Raw genomic sequence first — 20,455 nt, 5'->3', positions numbered from 1 at the left:
CTCGGCTCCCACATGGGTTTGCGGGTTGCTCACAGATATCGTACTCATCACAAATCCCTGTGGGAGCTGAGCTTGCTCGCGATGGCGGTGGGTCAGTCAGTGAATAAGCTGGCTGTACTACCGCCTTCGCGAGCAGGCTCGCTCCCACAGTTTTTTGTGGTGCTCACAGGAATTGTGTCCACCGCAATTCCCCTGTGGGAGCGGGCTTGCTCGCGAAAGCGGTAGATCCGCCTGCATTGATGTCGGATGTGCCGACGTCTTCGCGAGCAGGCTCGCTCCCACCCTGGATCTGTGCTGGCCGTCAGACCTGTGCAAATCCCTTGTGGGAGCGAGCCTGCTCGCGATGAAGGCAACCCGGTCTCCCGGCTTGCCGCGACCTTATTCCAGCGCCGCCGCCGGGCCGAAGAACTCGTAGCGGCTCTGCCGGTCGGGCACGCCCAGGGCCTTGAGGTGGCGCTTGACGGCGCCCATGAAGCCCTTCGGCCCTAGGAAATAGGCGTCCAGGTCACGCTGCTCCGGTAGCCACTGCGCCAGTTGCTCCTGGCTCAACAGCCCCACCTTGTCCGCCGCCGGGCTTACCCCGTCGTCTTCGTCGTAGCAGTAGAAGCGCTTGAGTTGCGGATGCCGCTTGGCCAGATCGTCGATCCAGTCACGGAAGGCATGGACGCGGCCGTTACGTGCGCAGTGAATGAAATGCACCGGCCGCTCGGTTTGCAGTGCTGCCTGCAACATGGACAGGGTCGGGGTAATACCAACGCCGCCGCTGATCAGCACCAACGGTTTTTCGCTGGCAGTCAGGTAGAAGTCCCCGGACGGCGGGAACAACTGGATGCGACTGCCGACCTCAAAATGATGATGCAGGAAGTTCGACACCCGCCCGCCCGGCTCGCGCTTGACGCTGATCCGGTACTGGCCATTGTCCGCCAGGGCCGACAGCGAATAGTTGCGGCGCACTTCCTCGCCATCGAGCACGAGCTTCATGCCGATGTACTGGCCCGGCTCGGCCATCAGGATCGGGCCCTTGTCCGCCGGCTCGAAGTAGAACGAGGTGATTTCCGCGCTTTCCTGGACCTTGGCCGCCAGGATGAACTCGCGCTCGCCACGCCAGCCGCCCAGCGCCTCGGCCTTCTTGTCGTACATGTCGGCTTCGGCGCCGATCAGGATATCCGCTAGCTGGTTGTAGGCAGCGCCCCATGCCGCGATCACTTCGGGGGTGGCGATTTCTTCGCCCAGCACCTCAGCAATCGCCCGCAGCAGGCACGCACCGACAATCGGGTAATGTTGCGGCAGGATCTGCAGGGCAACGTGCTTGTTGACGATTTTCGCCACCAGGTCGCCCAATTGGTCAAGCTGGTCGATGTGCCGCGCATACATCAATACACCGTTGGCCAAGGCACGTGGTTGGTCGCCGCTGGCCTGGTGAGCCTGGTTGAACAGCGGGCGGACCTGAGGGTACTCGGACAGCATCATGCGATAGAAGTGAGTGATCAGCGCCTCCCCACCGCTTTCCAGCAAGGGCACGGTGGAGCGAATGATGGCGCGTTCTTCTCGACTGAGCATAGGGTGACTCCTGGCGTATGATCGATAACAGTTGCTTATGTCATATCAGTTTCCGTGCCATATTTTTTTATCTTTAATATCAACAAGTTAAAAACAATGTAGTCATATCGACACGGCTCACCTTATAGTCGTTTCGACTACACGGAGTCATTATGACCGCAACCGCCCTGCTGACCTCCCTGCTGCCGCTGGTGGCCGACCTGTCCCGTGAACTGCCTGAAGGTGAACGTTATCGGCGCCTGCTCGGCACCCTGCGCGCCCTGCTGCCCTGCGATGCGGCGGCGTTGTTGCGCCTGGACGGAGATTGCCTGGTGCCGCTCGCCGTGGATGGCTTGAGTACCGATACACTGGGCCGGCGATTCCGGGTCAGCGAACACCCGCGCTTCGAAGCGCTGCTGGCCAACCCGCACCCCACCCGCTTCGCCGCTGACAGTGACCTGCCCGATCCCTACGACGGGCTGGTCGAGGGGCTGGCCAAGCATCTGGAAGTTCATGACTGCATGGGTTGCCCACTGTTCATCGACGAGCGCCCCTGGGGCCTGCTGACCTTGGATTCGCTGGACCCGGAGCGCTTCGAACCCATCGACCTCAGTGCCCTGCAAGCCTTCGCCAGCCTCGCCGCCGCCACGGTCAGCGCCGCCGAGCGCATCGAGCGCCTGGCCTTGAAAGCCGAGGACGAACATCGCCGCGCCGAGGTCTATCGCCAGGCCAGCGGCCAGCAACACCGCGACATGGTCGGCCAGAGCAAGGCCCACAAGCGCCTGGTGGAAGAGATCACGCTGGTGGGCGGCAGCGACCTGACGGTATTGATCACCGGCGAAACCGGTGTGGGCAAGGAACTGGTCGCCCAGGCCATCCACGCCGCGTCGAAACGCGCCGGCCAGCCACTGGTCAGCCTCAACTGCGCCGCCCTGCCGGATACGCTGGTGGAAAGCGAACTCTTCGGCCATGTCCGGGGCGCCTTCACTGGGGCCACGAACGACCGCCGCGGCAAGTTTGAACTGGCCGACGGCGGCACCTTGTTCCTCGACGAGGTGGGTGAGCTGTCCCTGACTGTCCAGGCCAAGTTGCTGCGGGTGTTGCAAAGCGGCCAACTGCAGCGCCTGGGTTCGGACAAGGAGCACCGGGTCGATGTTCGCCTGATCGCCGCCACCAATCGCGACCTCGCCGAAGAAGTGCGCAACGGCCGTTACCGGGCCGACTTCTATCATCGCTTGAGCGTGTATCCCTTGCAGGTGCCGGCGCTGCGTGAGCGTGGGCGGGACGTGCTGCTGCTCAGCGGCTTCTTCCTCGAACAGAATCGTTCGCGCATGGGCCTGGGCAGCCTGCGCCTGACCAGCGACGCCCAGGCCGCATTGCTGGCCTACGACTGGCCGGGCAACGTGCGCGAACTGGAACACCTGATCGGCCGTAGCGCCCTGAAGGCCTTGGGTCGCTACCCGGCGCGCCCGAAAATCCTCAGCCTCAGCGCCCAGGACCTGGATTTGCCCCACGCCCCTGTGGATAACGCCGAACCGTCATCCCCCAACCCGGCACCGGTCGCACCAGGCGTGACGGGGGATTTGCGCGAAGCGGTGGACGCGTTCCAACGCAATCTGATCGCCGCCTGCCTGGAGCGTCACCAGCACAACTGGGCCAGCGCCGCCCGGGAGCTGGGGCTGGACCGAGCGAACCTGGGGCGGATGGCCAAACGGCTTGGCCTGAAATAGTGGTTGGAGGTGCTTTTGTGGCGAGGGAGCTTGCTCCCGCTGGGCTGCGAAGCAGGCCCATCAACCGCAGCGCGGTTTCGAATCTTACGACCGCTGCGCGGCCGAGCGGGAGCAAGCTCCCTCGCCACAAAAGCTATCCCGCACAAGGATCTTGTTACAACGATCCATGCGATCGACAGGCTTTCACCCTAAAGCCTGCCCCCGACAAGTCGATAACCCAATATCACAAGCTGTTCTGGCGACCTTCATGCTCGCCCCACCTTTTTCCACAGAAGGTTTTTATGTCTTCCAACAAAGCCCGCGCAGATTCACTTTCGCTTCTGCTGTTTACCTTGCGCAGCGGCAAGCTGATGGCTATCAACCTGCTCAAGGTCAGTGAAATCATTCCCTGCCCACCGTTGACCAAGCTGCCGGAGTCCCATCCCCACGTCAAAGGCATCGCCACCCTGCGCGGGACCTCGCTGTCGGTGATCGACCTGAGCCGCGCCATTGGCGAGCGGCCGCTGGAAGACCCGGACGGCGGCTGCCTGATCGTCACCGACGTCAGCCGTTCCAAGCAGGGCCTGCATGTGCAGGCGGTCAGCAAGATCGTGCATTGCCTGACCACCGACATCAAACCGCCGCCCTACGGCTCCGGCGGCGTGCGCGCATTCATCACTGGCGTGACCTCGGTGGACGGCACGCTGGTACAAGTATTGGATATCGAAAAGGTCATCCACGGCATCGCGCCGGCGCAGATCGAAACCGCGCCGACCGAATTGAGCATGGAAGACGCCGAAGTCCTGGGCAACGCCCGGATCCTGGTGGTCGATGACAGTCAGGTCGCCTTGCAGCAATCGGTGCACACCCTGCGCAACCTGGGCCTGCAATGCCATACCGCCCGCAGCGCCAAGGAAGCCATCGATTGTCTGCTGGAGTTGCAGGGCACGGCGCAGGAGATCAACCTGATCGTCTCCGATATTGAAATGTCGGAAATGGACGGCTACGCCCTCACCCGGACCCTGCGCGAGACGCCGGATTTCGCCCACCTCTACGTGTTGCTGCACACCTCGCTGGACAGCGCCATGAACAGTGAGAAAGCGCGATTGGCCGGCGCAAACGGGGTGCTTACCAAATTTTCGTCGCCCGAATTGACCAAGTGCCTGATCACCGCGGCCAAGGCCGTCGCCGAACAAGGTCGCTGAGCCCCCCGCGTCGATGCGGGCCAAGTTCAAGGAGGCTGCGATCGTCGCGGCCTCTGACCCCTGCCCCGACCTCATGCATACTCCTGTCCTCGTTCCCCCGAACAAGGACATTGTCGATGAAACCCCCTGCACTGATGCTCCTCGGCCTCACTGCCGCCATCGCCTTTCAGGCTCAGGCTTCCAGCCCCGACGCGTGGGTCGCCTACGACAAAAAAGTGCTCGCCAGTTGCCTCAAGGCCAGCGGTCTGAAAGATCCCGAACCTGTCGGTACCGCCGCGCAATTTGATGACCGGGTAGGCTATACGGCGCTGTTACTGCAAGGCCAATACCCACAGAAGCACATGAACGGCGCGACGGGCACCGAGCTGTGCCTCTATCGCAAAAAAACCAAGACCGCCTTCGTCACCGAGTGGGACTCGATCCGCCCGGCCGAAGCCCCTCAATGAATGGCGCATAACTTGCTTCGCACGGCTTATCGCGGCGTTTTTCTGTCGCCGCTTTCAGCCTATTGCCTTCGGTCGATCAATGAACACAACGTTTTCCTGCGTAGGGTGCGGTAAATGCTGCACCGGTCATCACGTTCCCCTGACGCTCGACGAAGCCAGGATGTGGGCGAATGACGGCGGCCAGGTGATTGTACTGGTCGAGGCCTTCCTGCCCAATGGCCTCGGCCTTCCGGTGGCGCAGCGCGAACATGCCGAACGCCGTTCGGCAGTGGTCCGCAGCGGCACGAGCGAGGTGCTCGTGGCAATTACCTTCGCCGCTTATAACCCAGGCCCTTGCCATAATCTGGACGCCGACAACCTGTGCCGCATCTATGAGCGCAGGCCTTTGGTTTGCCGCATCTACCCCATGGAAATCAACCCGCACATCCCGCTCAATACCGCCGCCAAGGACTGCCCGCCAGAATCGTGGGAAACGGGGCCGCAGTTGATCATCGGCGGTGAGTTGGTGGACCAGGAGCTGGCTCGGTTGATCGAACGTTCACGCCAGGCCGATCGTGAAGAGATCGCGATCAAGGCGCGCATCTGCGTGTCCCTGGGCATCCACACAACGGCGTTGAAGGGCGACGGATTCACGGCCTACCTGCCGAACATGGCCGCGTTCGCCATCGCGATTGATCAGGCCCGCTCGCAGCCGTTGGACCCCGAAGCGGGTGAATGGCAGTTCCACCTGTCCGGCGAGGACGTTGCCAGCCAAGTGACGGCCAGTGGCGCAAGCGTGGTCACCGAGGCACCGGTCAACTACGCCTTCATTTCCCTGCGGGCTGCCTAGGATTATCAGAAGTTACAAAATCACAGCCCACCACAGATCAAATGTGGGAGCGGGCTTGCTCGCGAAAGCGGTCTGGCATTCAACATCAATGCAAACTGACCCGACGCCTTCGCGAGCAAGCCCGCTCCCACAGGTGGAGTTTGCGATATCCCAATCAAACTCCCCTCTCGCCTAACCCGCGCCAGGAATGTTAGCGTGCTTGGTATTCCCTGCAGATGAGCCTTGCACGATGAAAAAAACCGTACTTGCCTTCAGCCGTATCACACCTCCCATGATCGAGCGCCTGCGCCAGGACTTCGAGGTGATCGTCCCCAATCCGTCGAACGGCGACATCAACGCGCAGTTCAACGACGCCTTGCCCCACGTCCATGGGCTGATTGGTGTCGGTCGCAAGCTCGGCCGCGAGCAATTGCAGAACGCCACGAACCTGCAAGTGGTCTCCAGCGTGTCGGTGGGCTACGACAACTACGACCTGGCCTACTTCAATGAGCGCGGGATCATGCTCACCAACACCCCCGACGTGCTCACCGAAAGCACCGCCGACCTGGCCTTCGCCCTGCTGATGAGCAGCGCCCGGCGCGTGGCCGAACTGGACGCCTGGACCAAGGCCGGGCAATGGCAAGCGACCGTCGGTCCGCAACTGTTCGGCAGCGACGTGCATGGCAAGACCTTGGGCATCGTCGGCATGGGCAACATCGGCGCAGCCATTGCCCGGCGTGGCCGGTTGGGGTTCAACATGCCGATCCTGTACAGCGGCAACAGCCGCAAGACCGAGCTGGAAAACCAATTGGGCGCACAATTTCGCGAACTGGACCAGTTGCTGGCCGAAGCCGATTTCGTCTGCCTCGTGGTGCCATTGAGCGAGAAGACCCGCCATTTGATCGGCCAGCGTGAACTGGGGCTGATGAAGCCAAGCGCCATCCTGGTCAACATTTCCCGTGGCCCGGTGGTGGATGAGCCAGCGCTGATCGAAGCCTTGCAGAACGGTCGCATCCGCGGTGCCGGGCTGGATGTCTACGAGAAAGAACCGCTGGCTGAATCGCCGCTGTTCCAGCTGAAGAACGCCGTGACCCTGCCCCATATCGGCTCCGCCACCCACGAGACCCGTGAGGCCATGGCCAACCTTGCTGTGGATAACTTGCGCAGTGCCTTGCTGGGCGAGCGACCGAAGAACCTGGTCAACCCACAAGTCTGGAAATAAAACACACTGTGGCGAGGGAGCTTGCTCCCGCTGGGCTGCGCAGCAGCCCCTTGCGGTTTATCTGATGCACCGTGGCGGCAGATACACCTTGGGGTCGCTTCGCAACCCAGCGGGAGCAAGCTCCCTCGCCACAGATCTATCGCCAGACGCAATCGCTCAGCGGGCACCCAGCGCGACTTTCACGGCTACTGGCCGGGGCTTGCGAAACACCAGCACGTTCCCCAGCATCACCAGCACCAACCCCACCAATGCCGGCGCCGTCCACTGGTAGCCCTCGACAAACGCCGAGACGTTCAACGCCACCACCGGGAACAGCACGGTGCAATACGCCGCCCGCTCCGGCCCCATGCGCCCCACTAGCGTCAAGTAGGCGGTAAAGCCGATGACCGAACCCGGGATCACCAGATACAGCAGCGAGCCGACGTAACGTGCATTCCATTCCATATCGAACGGAATGCCTTGGAACAGACACCACACCGACAACATCGCCGCCCCGTAAGCCATGCCCCAGGCGTTGGTCGTCAACGGCTTGAGGCCGGCCTTCTGTTGCAGGCTCGAAAGCATGTTGCCCGCTGAAAAACACAACGTCCCCAGCAGCGCCAGCGCCAAGCCGAGCACCGTTTGCGGGCTCGCGCTGTGACCGGCCAGCTCCGGCCAGAACAACAACGCCAGCCCGAACAGCCCCAAGGCGCCGCCCAGCAATACGTTACGGGCAATCCGTTGACCGAAGAAAACCCGGGCATTGAGGGCGTTCCAGAGCGTGGCGGTGGAAAACACCACGGCGACCAAACCACTGGGGATCCACTGGCTGGCGGTCAGGAAGCACATGAAATTGATGCAGAACAGGCACAGGCCCTGGGCAACGCAAATCAAGTGGCCGCGCCGGTTCATCACCTGCAAGCGCCGGCTGAGCAAGAGCATGGCAAACAGGATCAATGCCGCGAGGCCAAAGCGATAAACGATCGACACCGGGATGGCGACGACACCCAACTGCAGTTTCAGGGCGATCCAGGTGGTGCCCCAGATGAGCACGGTGAGCAGGTACAACGAGAGGTTCATGACGGTGACTCCTGGCAATGACCCCCAGTGTCACGCCGATGCTTGCCCGTCGCTTGCGTAATCTTGCGGTTTTTATGAGCGATGGGCTGGCAGGGAACGGTCTACGGAGTAGGATGCAAACGTTGGAGAACCGATCATGTCCACACTGCAGACCCTACAAGTCTTCCAAGCCCTCAACAGCTCGCCCAACGCTCGCCTGGAGCACAGTGCCGAGCTCGGAGACGGCATGGCGGCCGCTTTGTGGACCAATCACCACGACGCCCGGGACTACGAGGCGCCGACGCACCATACGCTGTCGTGCTACATCGCGGGGGGCACCGGCACGTTTCGTCGTGAACGGCCCGATACCACAGGCGCACCGGACAAACTTTGCATCTTGCCGGCCGGGCATGAGTCCGCCTGGGTCATCAATGGCGACATCCGCCTCGCCCACCTATATTTCAGCGCGGAGCAATTCGCCCTTGGCTGCATCACCCTGCTGGACCGCGAACCCCGGCAAGTGCAACTGCACGAGGAAACGTTCCTCGACGACCCGCAACAGGCCCAGCGCTTTCGCCAGTTGATCGCACTGAACTGGGACGAACCCGGCGAACGCCTGCTGACGACCAGCCTGGCCCATGACCTGCTCAACCACCTGTTGCTCAGCCAGGTCGGCCAGCGCCAGGGGCTTCGCCTCAAGGGCGGCCTGGCGGCTCACCAGCGACGGTTGCTGGTGGATTACGTCGACAGCCATCTGGCCGAGGCCATCAGCCTCGGGCAATTGGCGGCGCTGTGTGCGTTGTCCGAATATCACTTTGCGCGGATGTTCCGCGAAAGTTTCGGGCTGCCACCCCATCAATATGTACTGGCCCGGCGGCTGGCCCGCGCGCGGCAATTGTTGCGCAGCACGTCCCAGCCGTTGGGCGACGTGGCGCTGGCCTGCGGGTTTGCCAGCGCCAGTCATTTCACCCACCGTTTTCGCCAGGCCTTGGGCGCAAGCCCCGGAGAGTATCGACAGGCATTCTTGCGCTAAGCACCCGCGTGCCCCGGCCAAATGAAACAACCAGGCACTCGTCCCGATTGCCGTAGCCACCATTGCGCCCCTACAATGCGAACAATTCTTGTTCTCTAGCACAGCTAAGCGCTGTCGGGATGTTCCTCGTTGCCGCCTGCACACACCGTCGAAGTGCTCTACAACGCCCATCACCGTTGGCTCAACGGCTGGTTGCGAAGAAAACTCGGCTGCCCCGACAGTGCCGCCGACCTGGCCCAGGACACGTTCATGCGCGTCCTGACTGCGCGCGATCCGCAGCCGGTCCTGGAACCCCGTGCGTTTCTCACCACCATTGCCAAGCGCGTCTTGTTCAACCATTACCGCCGCCAAGACCTTGAGTGCGCCTACCTCGATGCCCTCGCCCAACTGCCGGAGCACGTGGCACCCTCGGAGGAAGACCGGGCAATCATCCTGCAAACCCTGATGGAACTGGACCAACTGCTCGATGGGTTGCCGCGCGCGGTCAAGCAGGCGTTCCTGCTGGCCCAGGTCGATGGCCTGACCTACAACGAAATCGCCCGTGAATTGGGGATTTCCCTGGCGACGGTCAAGCGTCACCTGAACAAGGCAGCGATGCGCTGCTACTTTGCCTTATGACCCCACCGATCAACGGCGCACCGGGCGTCAGCGCGCAAGTCGCCGAGCAGGCCGTGCACTGGCTGCTGGAAATGCAGCAAGGCCCACTCGATACCCGCCAGCAGCAAGCCTGGGAACACTGGCTCGATGCCCACGGCGAACATCGCCGTGCCTGGGAGCATATCCAGCGGGTCAATCAGCGACTGCGCAGCGTGTCACCTCCGCTGGCCCATGCGGCCCTCAATGCACCGAAGTCCGCGGCGCGACGTCGGGCACTGAAGATGCTGCTGGTGCTTGGCGCCGGCTCGGCGTTGACCTGGGGCCTGCGTGAGCGCCAACTGCTGCCGCCATTGATGGCCGATTTTCGCAGCCCGGTGGGCGAGCGGCGACGCCTGACGCTGGATGACGGCAGTCAGTTGCAGCTCAACACTGGCAGCGCGGTAGACGTTCGCTTCGACGCTCAACGCCGCTTGATCCGCCTGCTGGAAGGGGAACTGTTGCTGACCGTCGCCCGGGACCCGAGGCCCCTGCAAGTCGTGACGGCCTACGGCCTGCTGGAAAGCCGCGACGCCCGGTTCAACGTCCGCGAATATCCGGAACACACCCAGGTGACGGCGTTTGAAGGCCAGGTGGACATTCATAGCCGACACGGTCCGGCCTTGTCACTGGCGACAGCACGACAACTGAGCCTTGGCGTCAACGGTGCCGGGCCCTCCACGGCGCTGGACGCCAACAGCGGCGCTTGGACGGAAGGCATGCTGATAGCCGCGCATATGCGCCTCGTGGACTTCCTCGACGAACTCGGCCGTTACCGACGCGGCCAACTGCACTGCGACGAGGCAGTCGCCAACCTTCTGATCTCCGGAACCTATCCGCTGGACAACAGCGATCGAATCCTCGACCTGCTGGAGGTCAGCCTGCCGGTAAAAGTGCGTCGTTTCACCCGCTATTGGGTCACGGTCGAGGCTCGCGCGTGAACCAATGGCCGCCCTCCCTGAAAAAAAAGTGATGCACCAGTGAGCCGTTTTTCCCGTCTCGGGTGACAGAGAAGGAAAGCACTTCGATACAACCTTCTCGGGATCCTCATCCATGCCGCAGCAATCCACCCGTCTCACCCCGCTCGCCCGTACCCTGCGCCACCTGCTCCTGGGGGCCAGCTTGAGTTTCGTTACTCTGCCTTGCGTGCAGGCTGCCGAGGCCAAGGCCTATCACATCGCGCCGTCATCATTGGAAAATGCCCTCAATCAGTTCGGGCGCGAGGCCGGGGTGTTGATTTCCTTTGGCTCGCAGACAACCGCAGGCCTGCAGAGTCGTGGCCTGGAAGGCAGCTACAGCCCGGAACAAGGGCTGAACGCGCTGCTCGAAGGCACCGGCCTGCAAGCCCGGCCCGAGGGAAACAACGCCTTCAGCCTGCAACCGGCCACCAGCACTGCGCTGGACATCGGCACCACCACCGTGGTCGGTGACTGGCTCGGCGATGCCGCGCAAGCCAACGTTTTCGAACACCCTGGTGCCCGGGATGTCATCCGTCGTGAGGAATTCGAACGCCAGGGCGCGACCCAGGCCAGGGACGTCCTCAATCGCATCCCCGGCGTCAACGCACCGGAAAACAACGGCACCGGCAGCCATGACATGGCGCTGAACTTTGGTATTCGCGGGCTCAATCCGCGCCTGGCCTCACGTTCTACGGTGTTGATGGACGGCATCCCGGTGCCGTTCGCACCTTACGGCCAACCGCAGCTCTCGTTCGCGCCGGTCAGCATGGGCAACATGGACGCGGTGGACGTCGTGCGTGGCGGCGGCGCAGTGCGCTACGGCCCGCAGAACGTCGGCGGCGTGGTCAACTTCGTGACGCGAGCGATTCCCGATGCCCCCACGGTGAAGGGCGGCTTCCAGACCGAGACGAGCCCGTCCTCCAGTCACGACGGCTTCAAGACCTCCTCCAATCTGCTGGCTGGCGGCACCGCCGACAACGGCCTGGGCGGCGCCCTGCTGTATTCCGGCACCCGTGGCGGCGACTGGCGCGAGCACAGCGACACACAAATCGACGATCTGATCCTCAAGGGCAACTACCAGCTGGACGACGCCAACAGCTTCAATGCCATGGCCCAGTATTACGAAGGCGAAGCCGACATGCCCGGCGGCCTGAATGTGGCCGACTACGACGCCGACCCGTACCAGTCCACCCGGCCGAACGACCGTTTCTGGGGTCGTCGCACCCTGGTCAACGTCGGCTACCGCTACCAACAGGACCGCCGGGAATTCACCGCCAGCACGTTCTTCACCAAGACCTTGCGCAGCGGCTACCTGGACCAGGGCAGCTTCCTGTCCCTGTCGCCTCGCGAATATTGGGTGCGCGGCCTGGAAACCCGTTTCGCCCAAGGTTTCGACCTCGGCCCGACCAGCCATGAGGTCGGCGTCGGCTACCGCTACATCAACGAGGCCGGCCATGAACTGCGTTATCGCACGCCCATCGCCAGCAACGAATTGCCAACCACCGCCAGCCGCAACGACCGGGATACGCGTGGCGGCACCGAGGCCAACGCGTTTTTCATCGATGACCGGATCGACATCGGCAAATGGACCATCACCCCTGGCGTTCGCTACGAAATGATCGAATCTCAGCAGACCAACAACCTGACGAATGTGAAATACAAGGGTGACTACAACACGGCCTTGCCGGCACTGAACGTGCTCTATCATCTGACCGATGAGTGGAATCTGTATGCCAATACCGAAGGTTCGTTCGGCAGCGTGCAGTACAGCCAGATGCCCAACCGTGTCAGCAGCGGCGAAGTAAAACCGGAAAAAGCCCGCACCTGGGAACTGGGCACCCGCTATGACAATGGCAACCTGCGGGCAGAGATCGGCGCGTTCCTGATCAACTTCGACAACCAGTATGAAAGCAACCAGACCAACGACTCGGTGATCGCCCGAGGCGAGACCCGCCACCAGGGCATCGAAACCAGCATCAACTACGCCCTCGACGACCTGAGCCCGGCGCTGGCCGGTTTTGATGTATATGCCACGTATGCCTTTGTCGATGCCACCATTCGTGAGGACGGACCAAACAAAGGCAACCGCGTGCCCTTCTCTTCGAAGCACAAAGGTACGCTAGGCGTGGGTTATACGGACGGGCCTTGGAAGTTGAACCTGGACAGCACCTACCAGAGCGCGCAGTTTGCCGATAACGCCAATACCCGTAATGAAAGCGCCGACGGCAGTACCGGCAATATCCCCGGCTACATGCTGTTCAGCAGCCGCGCCGCCTATGATTTCGGCCCGCAACTGTCGGACCTGAACGTGGCGGTAGGCGTGAAGAACATCTTCAATACCCAGTACTTCACCCGTTCGTTCGATGACAACAACCGGGGCAAGTACGTGGGAGAGCCGCGCACGCTGTATGTGCAGACGTCCGTGGCGTTCTGACTCGGGGTCGCGGTGGATAGCTGAAACGAAACGGGCCTGCGATTGCAGGCCCGTTTGTTCGGTGAGTATTTTTAAGTGATCGTGCTTAGCCGTTGAGTGCGGCCCGCTCGTTCTCCAGGAATTCTTCTTCCAGCATGGCATCAGCCAGGGCAATCGAGTCGGTCGGACCTTTGGTGGCGGCGCGCTTGCCGCGCAGTTTGCCGAACAAATGCTCCAGTGCACTTTCAAGTTTGGTGGCTGCACCTTCGATCGCCAGTTCCAGCGAATCGGCCTTGTGGGTCACGGAAATCGGCTGATGGCCCTTTGGCCGTGCTTCAAGCTGGCAACGCAGGTCATGAGGGCCGGGCTTGTCGCCGTTCTCATCGCGCAAATGAACCTCGACCCGTGTCAGGTCTTCTTCGTAACGTTCGAGCGTGCTTTCGATGGTAGTACGTACCCACTCCTCCAGTCGGATGCTGCTTTGAATATGGTTATCGCTGTTGACTTGGATTTGCATAGTTCATCCCTTATTTCAGCTAGCTCGCCGGGGGCCGTCGACGTTAGCGCAGCGGCCCCTTGAATACAGAGTCGGGCTGGCGGAAGAACAATTCAAGCCCTAAAAAAAGATAAATATTCATATGCAAATAAAGCCGGACAACGGGCAAAAGCGCTGTTAATGTCGGGAGTTGCCCCGCCCTGCCTACCCGCTGCAAATCACCTCCACGCCTGCACCGTCAACGAACATCCGCACGTTATTGCCCCGAAACGGGCAGCCGCATTCCAGAGCGTTTGGCGCTTGGGCACCGGGATCATTGTCCGACGTTTTTTCCGGCATGCACCTTGCTAACTCCCTGTAGGAGCTGCCGCAGGCTGCGATCTTTGATTTTGAAGCCTGCCTGGCCCCAGGAACCTTCAGATGAACACGATCATGGAATGGCCGATGGTCCGGTATTGCGAACTAATCCCGATCACGGCCGGTCAACAACTGCACGTTCAATCAGGCGGTGACGCATCATGGACAACCCTTTTCAGCTCATTACCGACGCTTTTGCGCCGCATTATCAAATCAACCTGAGTATCCAGGGACTGGATGGCAGCATCATGCTGACCCTGTCCAAGAGCGGGCGCATCGTCGCCAAACGCATGATCAGCGCCCAGCAGCGCAACGACCCGGAGCGGCTCAAACGCCTGGTGCAAAGCATTCAGTTCGGCATCGCCATCGAGCAGGGCCACAGCGCCGTGGCCATCCTCGAAGCCATGACCGGCGGTGACAACATCAAGCTGCCACCGCCGCATGCACAGGGGCCGGCGCCCTCGGCCGCCGGGATCTAGATTTCGCCTTTCTCCACTTCGGCATGCTCGCTGGAACCCGCGCCAACCTTGCGGTGCGGGTGCTCGATTTTCACCGAGGGGAACTGCGACGAAGCGTAGCGCACCACCAGGATCGAAAACGCCAGCAGCAAGATGCCACCGCACAAATAGATGATCCCCAGGTCGGGCGGGCTGTGGTGGGAAACGTTGGAAATCAGCAGCCGCGTCAGCGCGGTAATCGCCACGTAGATCAGGAATCGCACCGGCATGTGGTTGGTCTTGAAGTAGATCCCGACCATCGCCCCCAATTCCAGGTAGATGAACAGCAGCAGGATGTCATCGATCTTGATGTGCCCCGCCTCGAGCATCTGCAAGAACTCCATCACCGCCGCCCACGCGGTCACCGCACCGATGGCGAACAGCGCCAGGTAGTGGAAGGTCTCGACGAAGAGGTTTCCCAGGGACTCGGCCAGCTGATGGACGTTCTGGCGCAGGTTCTCGGCCCAGTTGATTTTCACGATGTAGTTTCCTTAGGTCGGTTCGACCGGATGATGCGGGTTGGACGTGACGGTTGTTCTGCATGCAGAAAAAAGGCCAGCGAGTGAGGGTGAGATGGCGATAGGCTGGTATGCGGCACTTTGGAAGCTTCATGCGGCCTGATCGCGAGCAAGCTTTGCTCCCACAAGGCTTGCTCCTACCCAAGCTTTGTCCACATCATCTTGGCGCTCACATGCCGAAATCGGTCTACATTAAAAAGCCACTATCCAAAGCAAGAGGATTCGCTTATTCTTTTGCCTGTATATAAATACAGTAGTCGCAAAGACAAACCAATGTGAAGGCATGTGAGGTGGTGAATGGCCGTCGAAGTGGTATACCGCAGCAGCCGAGATCTGGAGCGCTTGTTCATGGATAAAGCCGAAGCTGACCGTCATGACAAAATGCTGGAACTCGCCGAATTGCTGGCCGAAGTGTTGCAAAAAGCCGTTCCATCGCTAAGCGAGCAGCAGGTCGAGGAAGCCGGGATCTACATGGCGAAAAATCGCGATGTGTTCGCCAAGGCATTCAAGAGCCAGCCGGACGCCTTGTCCGAACTGCTCAACCCGTCGGACGAATAACCAAAAAGATCGCAGCCTTCGGCAGCCCTACGTGGAACACCGTGTAGGAGCTGCCGAAGGCTGCGATCTTTTTAGTAATAACGACGCGGATCTGAATCGATCAGGCTGGCCAATTTGGTCAGGGCGAAGCGCAGTTCGTCCTGGCTGGTGGGCGACATCAGCACCAGCCGCACGCACCGGGTGGTGCCTGAACGCTCAGCCTGGAACTGGGTGCCACTGAGCACCAATACGCCGTTGGCCCGGGCGAGCATGGTGAACTCGTCGCTCGTCCACGGCTCGGGCAGCGTCAACCAGACGTGATAGGAATACGGCTGGGTCTTGAGCTCGAAATTGGCGAAGATTTCCCGAGCGATCGCTTGCCGCCCCGCCGCCTCGTTGCGCTGGATGCGGATCAATTTCTTGTCCAGGCCTTCGGTAATCACGTTGCTGGCCAGTTGCGCAGTCAACGGCGACGGCATCCACACACTGCTGCGCACCATCGACGTCAGGCGCGAGAGCAATTTCGGCGGACTGTAGATGTAACCAATGCGCAGCGCCGGCATGACCGATTTCGACAGGCTGGTCAGGTAAACCGAGCGATCCGGCGCAAAGGCCGACAGGGGTTTGATCGACGGATCGGTGGCCAGGAAGCCGTAGATGTCATCGTCCAGGATGATGAAGTCGAATTCCTCGGCCAGCGCGGCAATCTGGGCCCGACGTTTCTGCGACATGATCGCCGCCGTCGGGTTCTGGCAGGTCGCCACGCAGACCAGCATCGCCGGCTTCTCCCGCAGGCACAGCTCGCGCAAGGCTTCGGGAATGATGCCTTCGTCATCCATCGGCACGCCACGCAGGCGACGCTCAAGACCGTGGGCCAGGGAAATGATGCCCGGGTAGCACAGCGCCTCGCAGAGCACCAGGTCGCCAGCGTTGGTCAGGGCGCTCATCGCGACCATCAAGCCATGCTGGGCCCCGGCGGTAATCACCACTTGCTGCCATTGCGCGTCGGGCAATGAATGACGCAACCATTGCGCCCCCGCCTCGCGATGGGCCGGGTGGCCGCCGTCCGGCGCGTAATCGAGCGCGCGGGCGAAATCGGTGCTTTTGGCCATGCCCACCAGCGCGCCGCGCAACCAGTACTCCAGCGTCTCGCTATAGGGCTTGATGATCGAAAGGTCGAGCAGTTCGGACTGCCCCAGGTTCAGCGGCGCGGACGCGCTGTTACTGGCCGGCAGCTCCAGCTGCTTCTGGTTGAGCACATAAGTGCCACGTCCCACTTCCCCCTGCACCAGCCGACGCCGATGGGCTTCGCTGTACGCCCGACTGATGGTACCTGGCGTGACATTCAAGGTGGTGGCCAGCTCTCGCAAGGTCGGCAGGCGATCACCCTCGTTCAGTACGCCGTTGTTGATATCGCGCGCCAACGCATCGGCAATCGACAGATACATCGGCTGGCTGAACTCGCTTAGCTGGGGAACCCACATGAATGATCACTGCCCATCGTAGAAATGATGAATATCCGAGCATATCACATGGAGGTTAGGCAACTAATAATTCGACGCACTCGATCCATTGAGTCGATTGATGCGATTATTGAATTGTTTATCAGCGTGAATTAAAGAAATTTTACAACAAATAATATCTATATAAATCAATCAATTATCTGCAATAAATTGCAAAATAGCCCCGTGATATCAGAAAAATATCTCGTAACAATCCCGCCCCCTATTGAATCAACTCAATCCATTCAAATACACTGATTGCGAATCGAAGCAATCGACTCAATCCCCCACTGCGCGCTCCTGCCGCGCCAAGTCGAGACATCATGGACACATTCAGAAAGGATCTATCCCTGTCAGCGGTCATCGCGGGCTTCATCGCCGTGATCATTTCCTACGCCGGCCCGCTCATCATCGTGTTCCAGGCAGCCAAGGAAGCGCACCTGCCCAACGACGTGGTGTCTTCGTGGATCTGGGCCATTTCCATCGGCAGCGGGATTACCGGCCTCCTCTTGAGCTGGCGCCTGCGTGTCCCGGTCATCACCGCATGGTCCACACCGGGGGCGGCGCTGCTGGTGTCAATGCTGCCCACCGTGACCCTGCCCCAGGCCATCGGTGCCTATGTGGTGGCGTCGGTGATCATCGCCGTGGTCGGTTTGTCCGGGGCGTTCGACAAGTTGATGAGTCGCCTGCCCAAGGCCATTGCCGCCGCCATGCTCGCCGGCATTCTGTTCCGCTTCGGCGCCGAGCTGTTCACGTCGATCAAGCTGCAGCCGGCGATGGTGCTGGCAATGATCGCGGCGTACCTGGTCTTCAAGCGATTCTCGCCACGCTACACCATCCTGTCGGTGCTGATCATCGGCTGCGCGGTGGCCGCCTCGTTCGGTGAACTCAACAGCACCTCGATCACCATCGCCGTGGCTCACCCGGTCTTCATCGCGCCTGAATGGAGCTGGCACGCGATCATCAACATCGGCCTGCCATTGGCGCTGGTGACCTTGACCGGCCAGTACGTGCCCGGCATGGCCGTATTGCGCACCTCGGGCTATAACACGCCGGCGCGCTCGATCATTTCGGTCACCGCGATTGGCTCGGCCCTGATGGCCCCGTTCGGGTCCCACGGTCTTAACCTGGCGGCCATTACCGCCGCGATCTGCACCGGCCGCGAAGCCCACGAGGACCGCGACAAACGCTACATCGCCGGGATTGCCTGCGGGGTGTTCTACATCCTGATGGGCACTTTCGGCGCGACCCTGGCCTCGGTGTTTTCCGCCCTGCCGAAAGAATTGATCGCCTCCCTCGCCGGCCTCGCCCTGTTTGGCGCGATCAGTGCCGGGCTGACCGGCGCCATGGCGGATGAGAAGCAACGGGAAGCCGCGCTGATCACCTTTCTGGTCACCGCTTCGGGCATGAGTTTCCTCGGCTTGGCCGCCGCGTTCTGGGGGCTGATCTTTGGTCTCGTGGCGCATTTCGTGCTGACCTACACCCGGGAAAGCAAAGCCGCCGTTATCGCCGAGGGCAGCCGACCATGACTGCTCGTTACGACTTCATCGCGGTCGGTGGCGGCATCGCCGGCGTCTCAGTCGCTTATGAACTGGCGGCCCATGGCAGCGTCTGCCTGCTCGAACAGGAACAACAACTGGCCTACCACACCACGGGGCGTTCGGCCGCGATCTCGATGGAAAGCTACGGCAACCAGCAGATCCGTTCGCTGACCTGCGCGTCCCGGCGCTTTTTCGAGAATCCGCCCGAAGGTCTGGCCGAGCATCCACTCTGGGCGCCACGGGGCGCATTGATCGTGGCCCAGGCGGCACGGGTGGACAAACTCAAAGCGCGTTTCAGCGCCGTATCGGGCCAAGTGCCTACGGCCGAGTTGCTCGACGACAAGCAAGTACAGGAACTGGTCCCCTACCTCGCCGAAGGCACCTGGAGTGCCGGGATCTACGAGCCCAGCGCCTTCGACCTGGATGTGCACGGCATTCACGGTGCCTACCTCAGCGGGTTGCGTGCCCGCGGTGGCGTGGTCAAGCGCGAGACCGAAGTGCTGCGTGGCGAATATCGCGACGGGCATTGGCGCTTGCACATCCGGGACGGCCAGCAGCTGCAAAGCGCCATCGTGGTCAACGCCGCCGGCGCCAGTGCGCTGGCCCGCAATACCCTGGTCGCCATCGACGCCATCATGGTGATCTGAAACACCTGCTGCCAGCGGAGTGCCCGTCGGTCCGGTGCGCCGGACCGACGTTGGCAAGGAAAGCACCAGCACAGCGTACTTTCAGAGGGTGACCATGAAAAATTCGTACAGAGCGTATGTATTGCAGTGCCTGGCTTGCGATCGAAGCTACCAGCTCCATGAGGTCAGCTACTACTGTCCTCATTGCCAAATCGATGGTGCCCTGGATGCGCTTTACGACTACCCCACACTCAAGCGCGAATGGTCCCGGGACAGCCTGGCCCATGACCACGCCCGTGGCATGTGGCGCTATGACCGCTTGATGCCGTTGAGCTCGACGCAGTTCATTCCACCGTTACTGGTGGGCAATACGCCGCTGTACTCGCGCCCGGAATTGCTCGGCAAGGGTGCCCGGATCAAAGTCTACGTAAAAGACGAATCGCGGCAACCGACCGGGTCATTGAAGGATCGCGCCAGCGCGCTGGCGGTGGCCCACGCCATGCAATCCGGTGCGCGCACCGTGGCGGTGGCCAGCACCGGCAATGCGGCTTCGGCATTGGCCGGGATGAGCGCCAGCCTGGGCTTGCACAACGTCATTTACCTGCCCAAGAGCGCGCCCCGGGAAAAGCTCGCGCAGATGCAGGGCTATGGCGCCGAGATCGTGCTGGTCGACGGGCAATACGACGAAGCCTTCGAACAATGCCTCGACGCCTGCGAAAAACACGGCTGGTACAACCGCACCACCGGGATCAACTCGTACATGAGCGAAGGCAAGAAAACCGTCGCCTTCGAGATGTGCGAACAGCTCAACTGGCAGGTGCCGGACCTGGTGTTCGTGCCCGTCGGCAATGGCTGCATCCTGGGCTCGGTCTACAAAGGCTTTTTCGACCTGCTGCAACTGGGTTGGATCGAACGCATTCCGCGCCTGATCGGCGTTCAGGCCGAGCACAGCAACTTCATGTATCGCGCCTGGCGCTACGACCGCTCGATGCGACAAACCGAACGCCTGCCGCCCACCAGCCTGGCCAGCAGCATCAACGTGGCGCTGCCGCGTGATCGCCTCAAGGCCATGCGCGCGGTAACGGCCAGTGGCGGCGAGTTCATCTGCGTCAGCGACCCAAGCATTGTCGCCGCCGCCTCTCGATTGGCCGCCAGCACCGGCGTGTTTCCGGAAGCCGGCGCCGCCAGTGCCTTCGCCGGCCTGCTCAAGTACGCAGAAACACACCCCGACACCCCGCAAACCGCCGTGATCCTGATCACCGGCAGCGGTTTGAAAGACACCTCCATTTTTCTGTCCGATTCGTCCAAAAGTCAGCCGCGGCTGTTGCCGCACCCCATGACTGCGCCGCTGGCCGAAGCGTTTATCTAAGGAATCA

18 protein-coding genes and 1 pseudogene are annotated in these 20,455 nt (G+C 61.4%); 14 read left to right on the top strand and 5 right to left on the bottom strand.

Features of this window, described 5'->3' with window-relative positions:
* Positions 1-378 precede the first annotated feature (378 nt).
* Positions 379-1,560 (bottom strand): NO-inducible flavohemoprotein, encoded by a 1,182-nt coding sequence (hmpA, locus tag HU715_RS17705; RefSeq protein WP_186705086.1) that lies wholly within the window; start codon positions 1,558-1,560, stop codon positions 379-381.
* A 152-nt stretch (positions 1,561-1,712) separates the two neighbouring features.
* On the opposite strand from hmpA, the gene norR reads away from it, so the two are divergent.
* From norR to HU715_RS17680, 5 genes are all read left to right on the top strand, one after another.
* Positions 1,713-3,269, top strand: coding sequence for a nitric oxide reductase transcriptional regulator NorR (gene norR / locus HU715_RS17700; protein WP_186705085.1), 1,557 nt, complete (start codon positions 1,713-1,715; stop codon positions 3,267-3,269).
* A gap of 281 nt (positions 3,270-3,550) precedes the next feature.
* Positions 3,551-4,453, top strand: a complete 903-nt coding sequence (locus HU715_RS17695) for a chemotaxis protein CheV (protein ID WP_030139917.1) — start codon at positions 3,551-3,553, stop codon at positions 4,451-4,453.
* A gap of 116 nt (positions 4,454-4,569) precedes the next feature.
* Positions 4,570-4,899 carry a hypothetical protein gene (locus HU715_RS17690; RefSeq protein ID WP_186705084.1) on the top strand — a complete coding sequence of 110 codons (330 nt, stop codon included), beginning with the start codon at positions 4,570-4,572 and terminating at the stop codon, positions 4,897-4,899.
* Between the two features lie 79 nt (positions 4,900-4,978).
* Positions 4,979-5,728, top strand: a complete 750-nt coding sequence (locus HU715_RS17685; RefSeq protein ID WP_186705083.1) for a YkgJ family cysteine cluster protein — start codon at positions 4,979-4,981, stop codon at positions 5,726-5,728.
* Positions 5,729-5,957: 229 nt separating this feature from the next.
* Entirely contained in the window at positions 5,958-6,929 is a 972-nt protein-coding gene (locus HU715_RS17680) for a 2-hydroxyacid dehydrogenase (protein WP_186705082.1), read from the top strand.
* A gap of 156 nt (positions 6,930-7,085) precedes the next feature.
* On the opposite strand, the gene HU715_RS17675 is transcribed toward HU715_RS17680, so the two are convergent.
* Entirely contained in the window at positions 7,086-7,988 is a 903-nt protein-coding gene (locus tag HU715_RS17675; RefSeq protein WP_186705081.1) for a DMT family transporter, read from the bottom strand.
* A gap of 136 nt (positions 7,989-8,124) precedes the next feature.
* Here HU715_RS17675 and HU715_RS17670 point away from each other — a divergent pair, with 136 nt between their 5' ends.
* The 4 genes from HU715_RS17670 to fecA all read left to right on the top strand — a co-directional run bounded on the left by HU715_RS17670 (position 8,125) and on the right by fecA (position 13,026).
* On the top strand, positions 8,125-9,000 hold the full coding sequence (locus tag HU715_RS17670) for a helix-turn-helix domain-containing protein (RefSeq protein WP_186705080.1): 876 nt from the start codon (positions 8,125-8,127) through the stop codon (positions 8,998-9,000).
* Positions 9,001-9,129: 129 nt separating this feature from the next.
* Positions 9,130-9,618 carry a sigma-70 family RNA polymerase sigma factor gene (locus HU715_RS17665; RefSeq protein WP_186705079.1) on the top strand — a complete coding sequence of 163 codons (489 nt, stop codon included), beginning with the start codon at positions 9,130-9,132 and terminating at the stop codon, positions 9,616-9,618.
* Complete coding sequence (locus tag HU715_RS17660; RefSeq protein WP_186705078.1) at positions 9,615-10,574, top strand: FecR domain-containing protein; 960 nt, start codon at positions 9,615-9,617, stop codon at positions 10,572-10,574. Before HU715_RS17665 ends, HU715_RS17660 begins: the two co-directional genes overlap by 4 nt.
* Positions 10,575-10,686: 112 nt before the next feature.
* Positions 10,687-13,026, top strand: coding sequence for a TonB-dependent Fe(3+) dicitrate receptor FecA (gene fecA, locus HU715_RS17655; RefSeq protein WP_186705077.1), 2,340 nt, complete (start codon positions 10,687-10,689; stop codon positions 13,024-13,026).
* A gap of 85 nt (positions 13,027-13,111) precedes the next feature.
* Here the strand turns inward: fecA and HU715_RS17650 are convergent, their stop codons facing one another.
* A complete protein-coding gene (locus HU715_RS17650) occupies positions 13,112-13,522 on the bottom strand; it encodes an HPF/RaiA family ribosome-associated protein (RefSeq protein ID WP_053125063.1) in 411 nt (136 codons plus the stop codon).
* Positions 13,523-14,019: 497 nt separating this feature from the next.
* On the opposite strand from HU715_RS17650, the gene HU715_RS17645 reads away from it, so the two are divergent.
* Entirely contained in the window at positions 14,020-14,337 is a 318-nt protein-coding gene (locus HU715_RS17645; RefSeq protein ID WP_186705076.1) for a DUF3509 domain-containing protein, read from the top strand.
* Here HU715_RS17645 and HU715_RS17640 read toward each other — a convergent pair.
* Positions 14,334-14,834, bottom strand: coding sequence for a phosphate-starvation-inducible protein PsiE (locus HU715_RS17640; RefSeq protein ID WP_053125067.1), 501 nt, complete (start codon positions 14,832-14,834; stop codon positions 14,334-14,336). The genes HU715_RS17645 and HU715_RS17640 overlap by 4 nt on opposite strands.
* A gap of 336 nt (positions 14,835-15,170) precedes the next feature.
* On the opposite strand from HU715_RS17640, the gene HU715_RS17635 reads away from it, so the two are divergent.
* On the top strand, positions 15,171-15,431 hold the full coding sequence (locus HU715_RS17635) for a YebG family protein (protein WP_003205410.1): 261 nt from the start codon (positions 15,171-15,173) through the stop codon (positions 15,429-15,431).
* Between the two features lie 71 nt (positions 15,432-15,502).
* On the opposite strand, the gene HU715_RS17630 is transcribed toward HU715_RS17635, so the two are convergent.
* Positions 15,503-16,894, bottom strand: a complete 1,392-nt coding sequence (locus HU715_RS17630; RefSeq protein WP_186705075.1) for an aminotransferase-like domain-containing protein — start codon at positions 16,892-16,894, stop codon at positions 15,503-15,505.
* Between the two features lie 341 nt (positions 16,895-17,235).
* Between HU715_RS17630 and HU715_RS17625 the strand changes: the two genes are divergently transcribed.
* The 3 genes and pseudogenes from HU715_RS17625 to thrC all read left to right on the top strand — a co-directional run bounded on the left by HU715_RS17625 (position 17,236) and on the right by thrC (position 20,448).
* The gene (locus HU715_RS17625; protein WP_186705074.1) at positions 17,236-18,441 is read left to right on the top strand and encodes a benzoate/H(+) symporter BenE family transporter; all 1,206 of its coding nucleotides are present in this window, start codon (positions 17,236-17,238) and stop codon (positions 18,439-18,441) included.
* Positions 18,438-19,052 (top strand): annotated as a pseudogene (locus HU715_RS17620) (NAD(P)/FAD-dependent oxidoreductase); the annotation flags it as partial. The gene HU715_RS17625 and the pseudogene HU715_RS17620, both read left to right, overlap by 4 nt.
* Before the next feature lie 142 nt (positions 19,053-19,194).
* Positions 19,195-20,448: a threonine synthase gene (gene thrC / locus HU715_RS17615; RefSeq protein WP_186705072.1), complete on the top strand. Its 1,254-nt coding sequence runs from the start codon at positions 19,195-19,197 to the stop codon at positions 20,446-20,448.
* Positions 20,449-20,455 lie beyond the last annotated feature (7 nt).

Source organism: Pseudomonas zanjanensis, from assembly GCF_014268745.2.
GTDB classification, from domain to species: Bacteria; Pseudomonadota; Gammaproteobacteria; order Pseudomonadales; family Pseudomonadaceae; genus Aquipseudomonas; species Aquipseudomonas zanjanensis.
The sequence above is the reverse complement of the archived record's forward strand: the minus strand, read 5'-3'. Positions and strand labels throughout refer to the sequence as shown.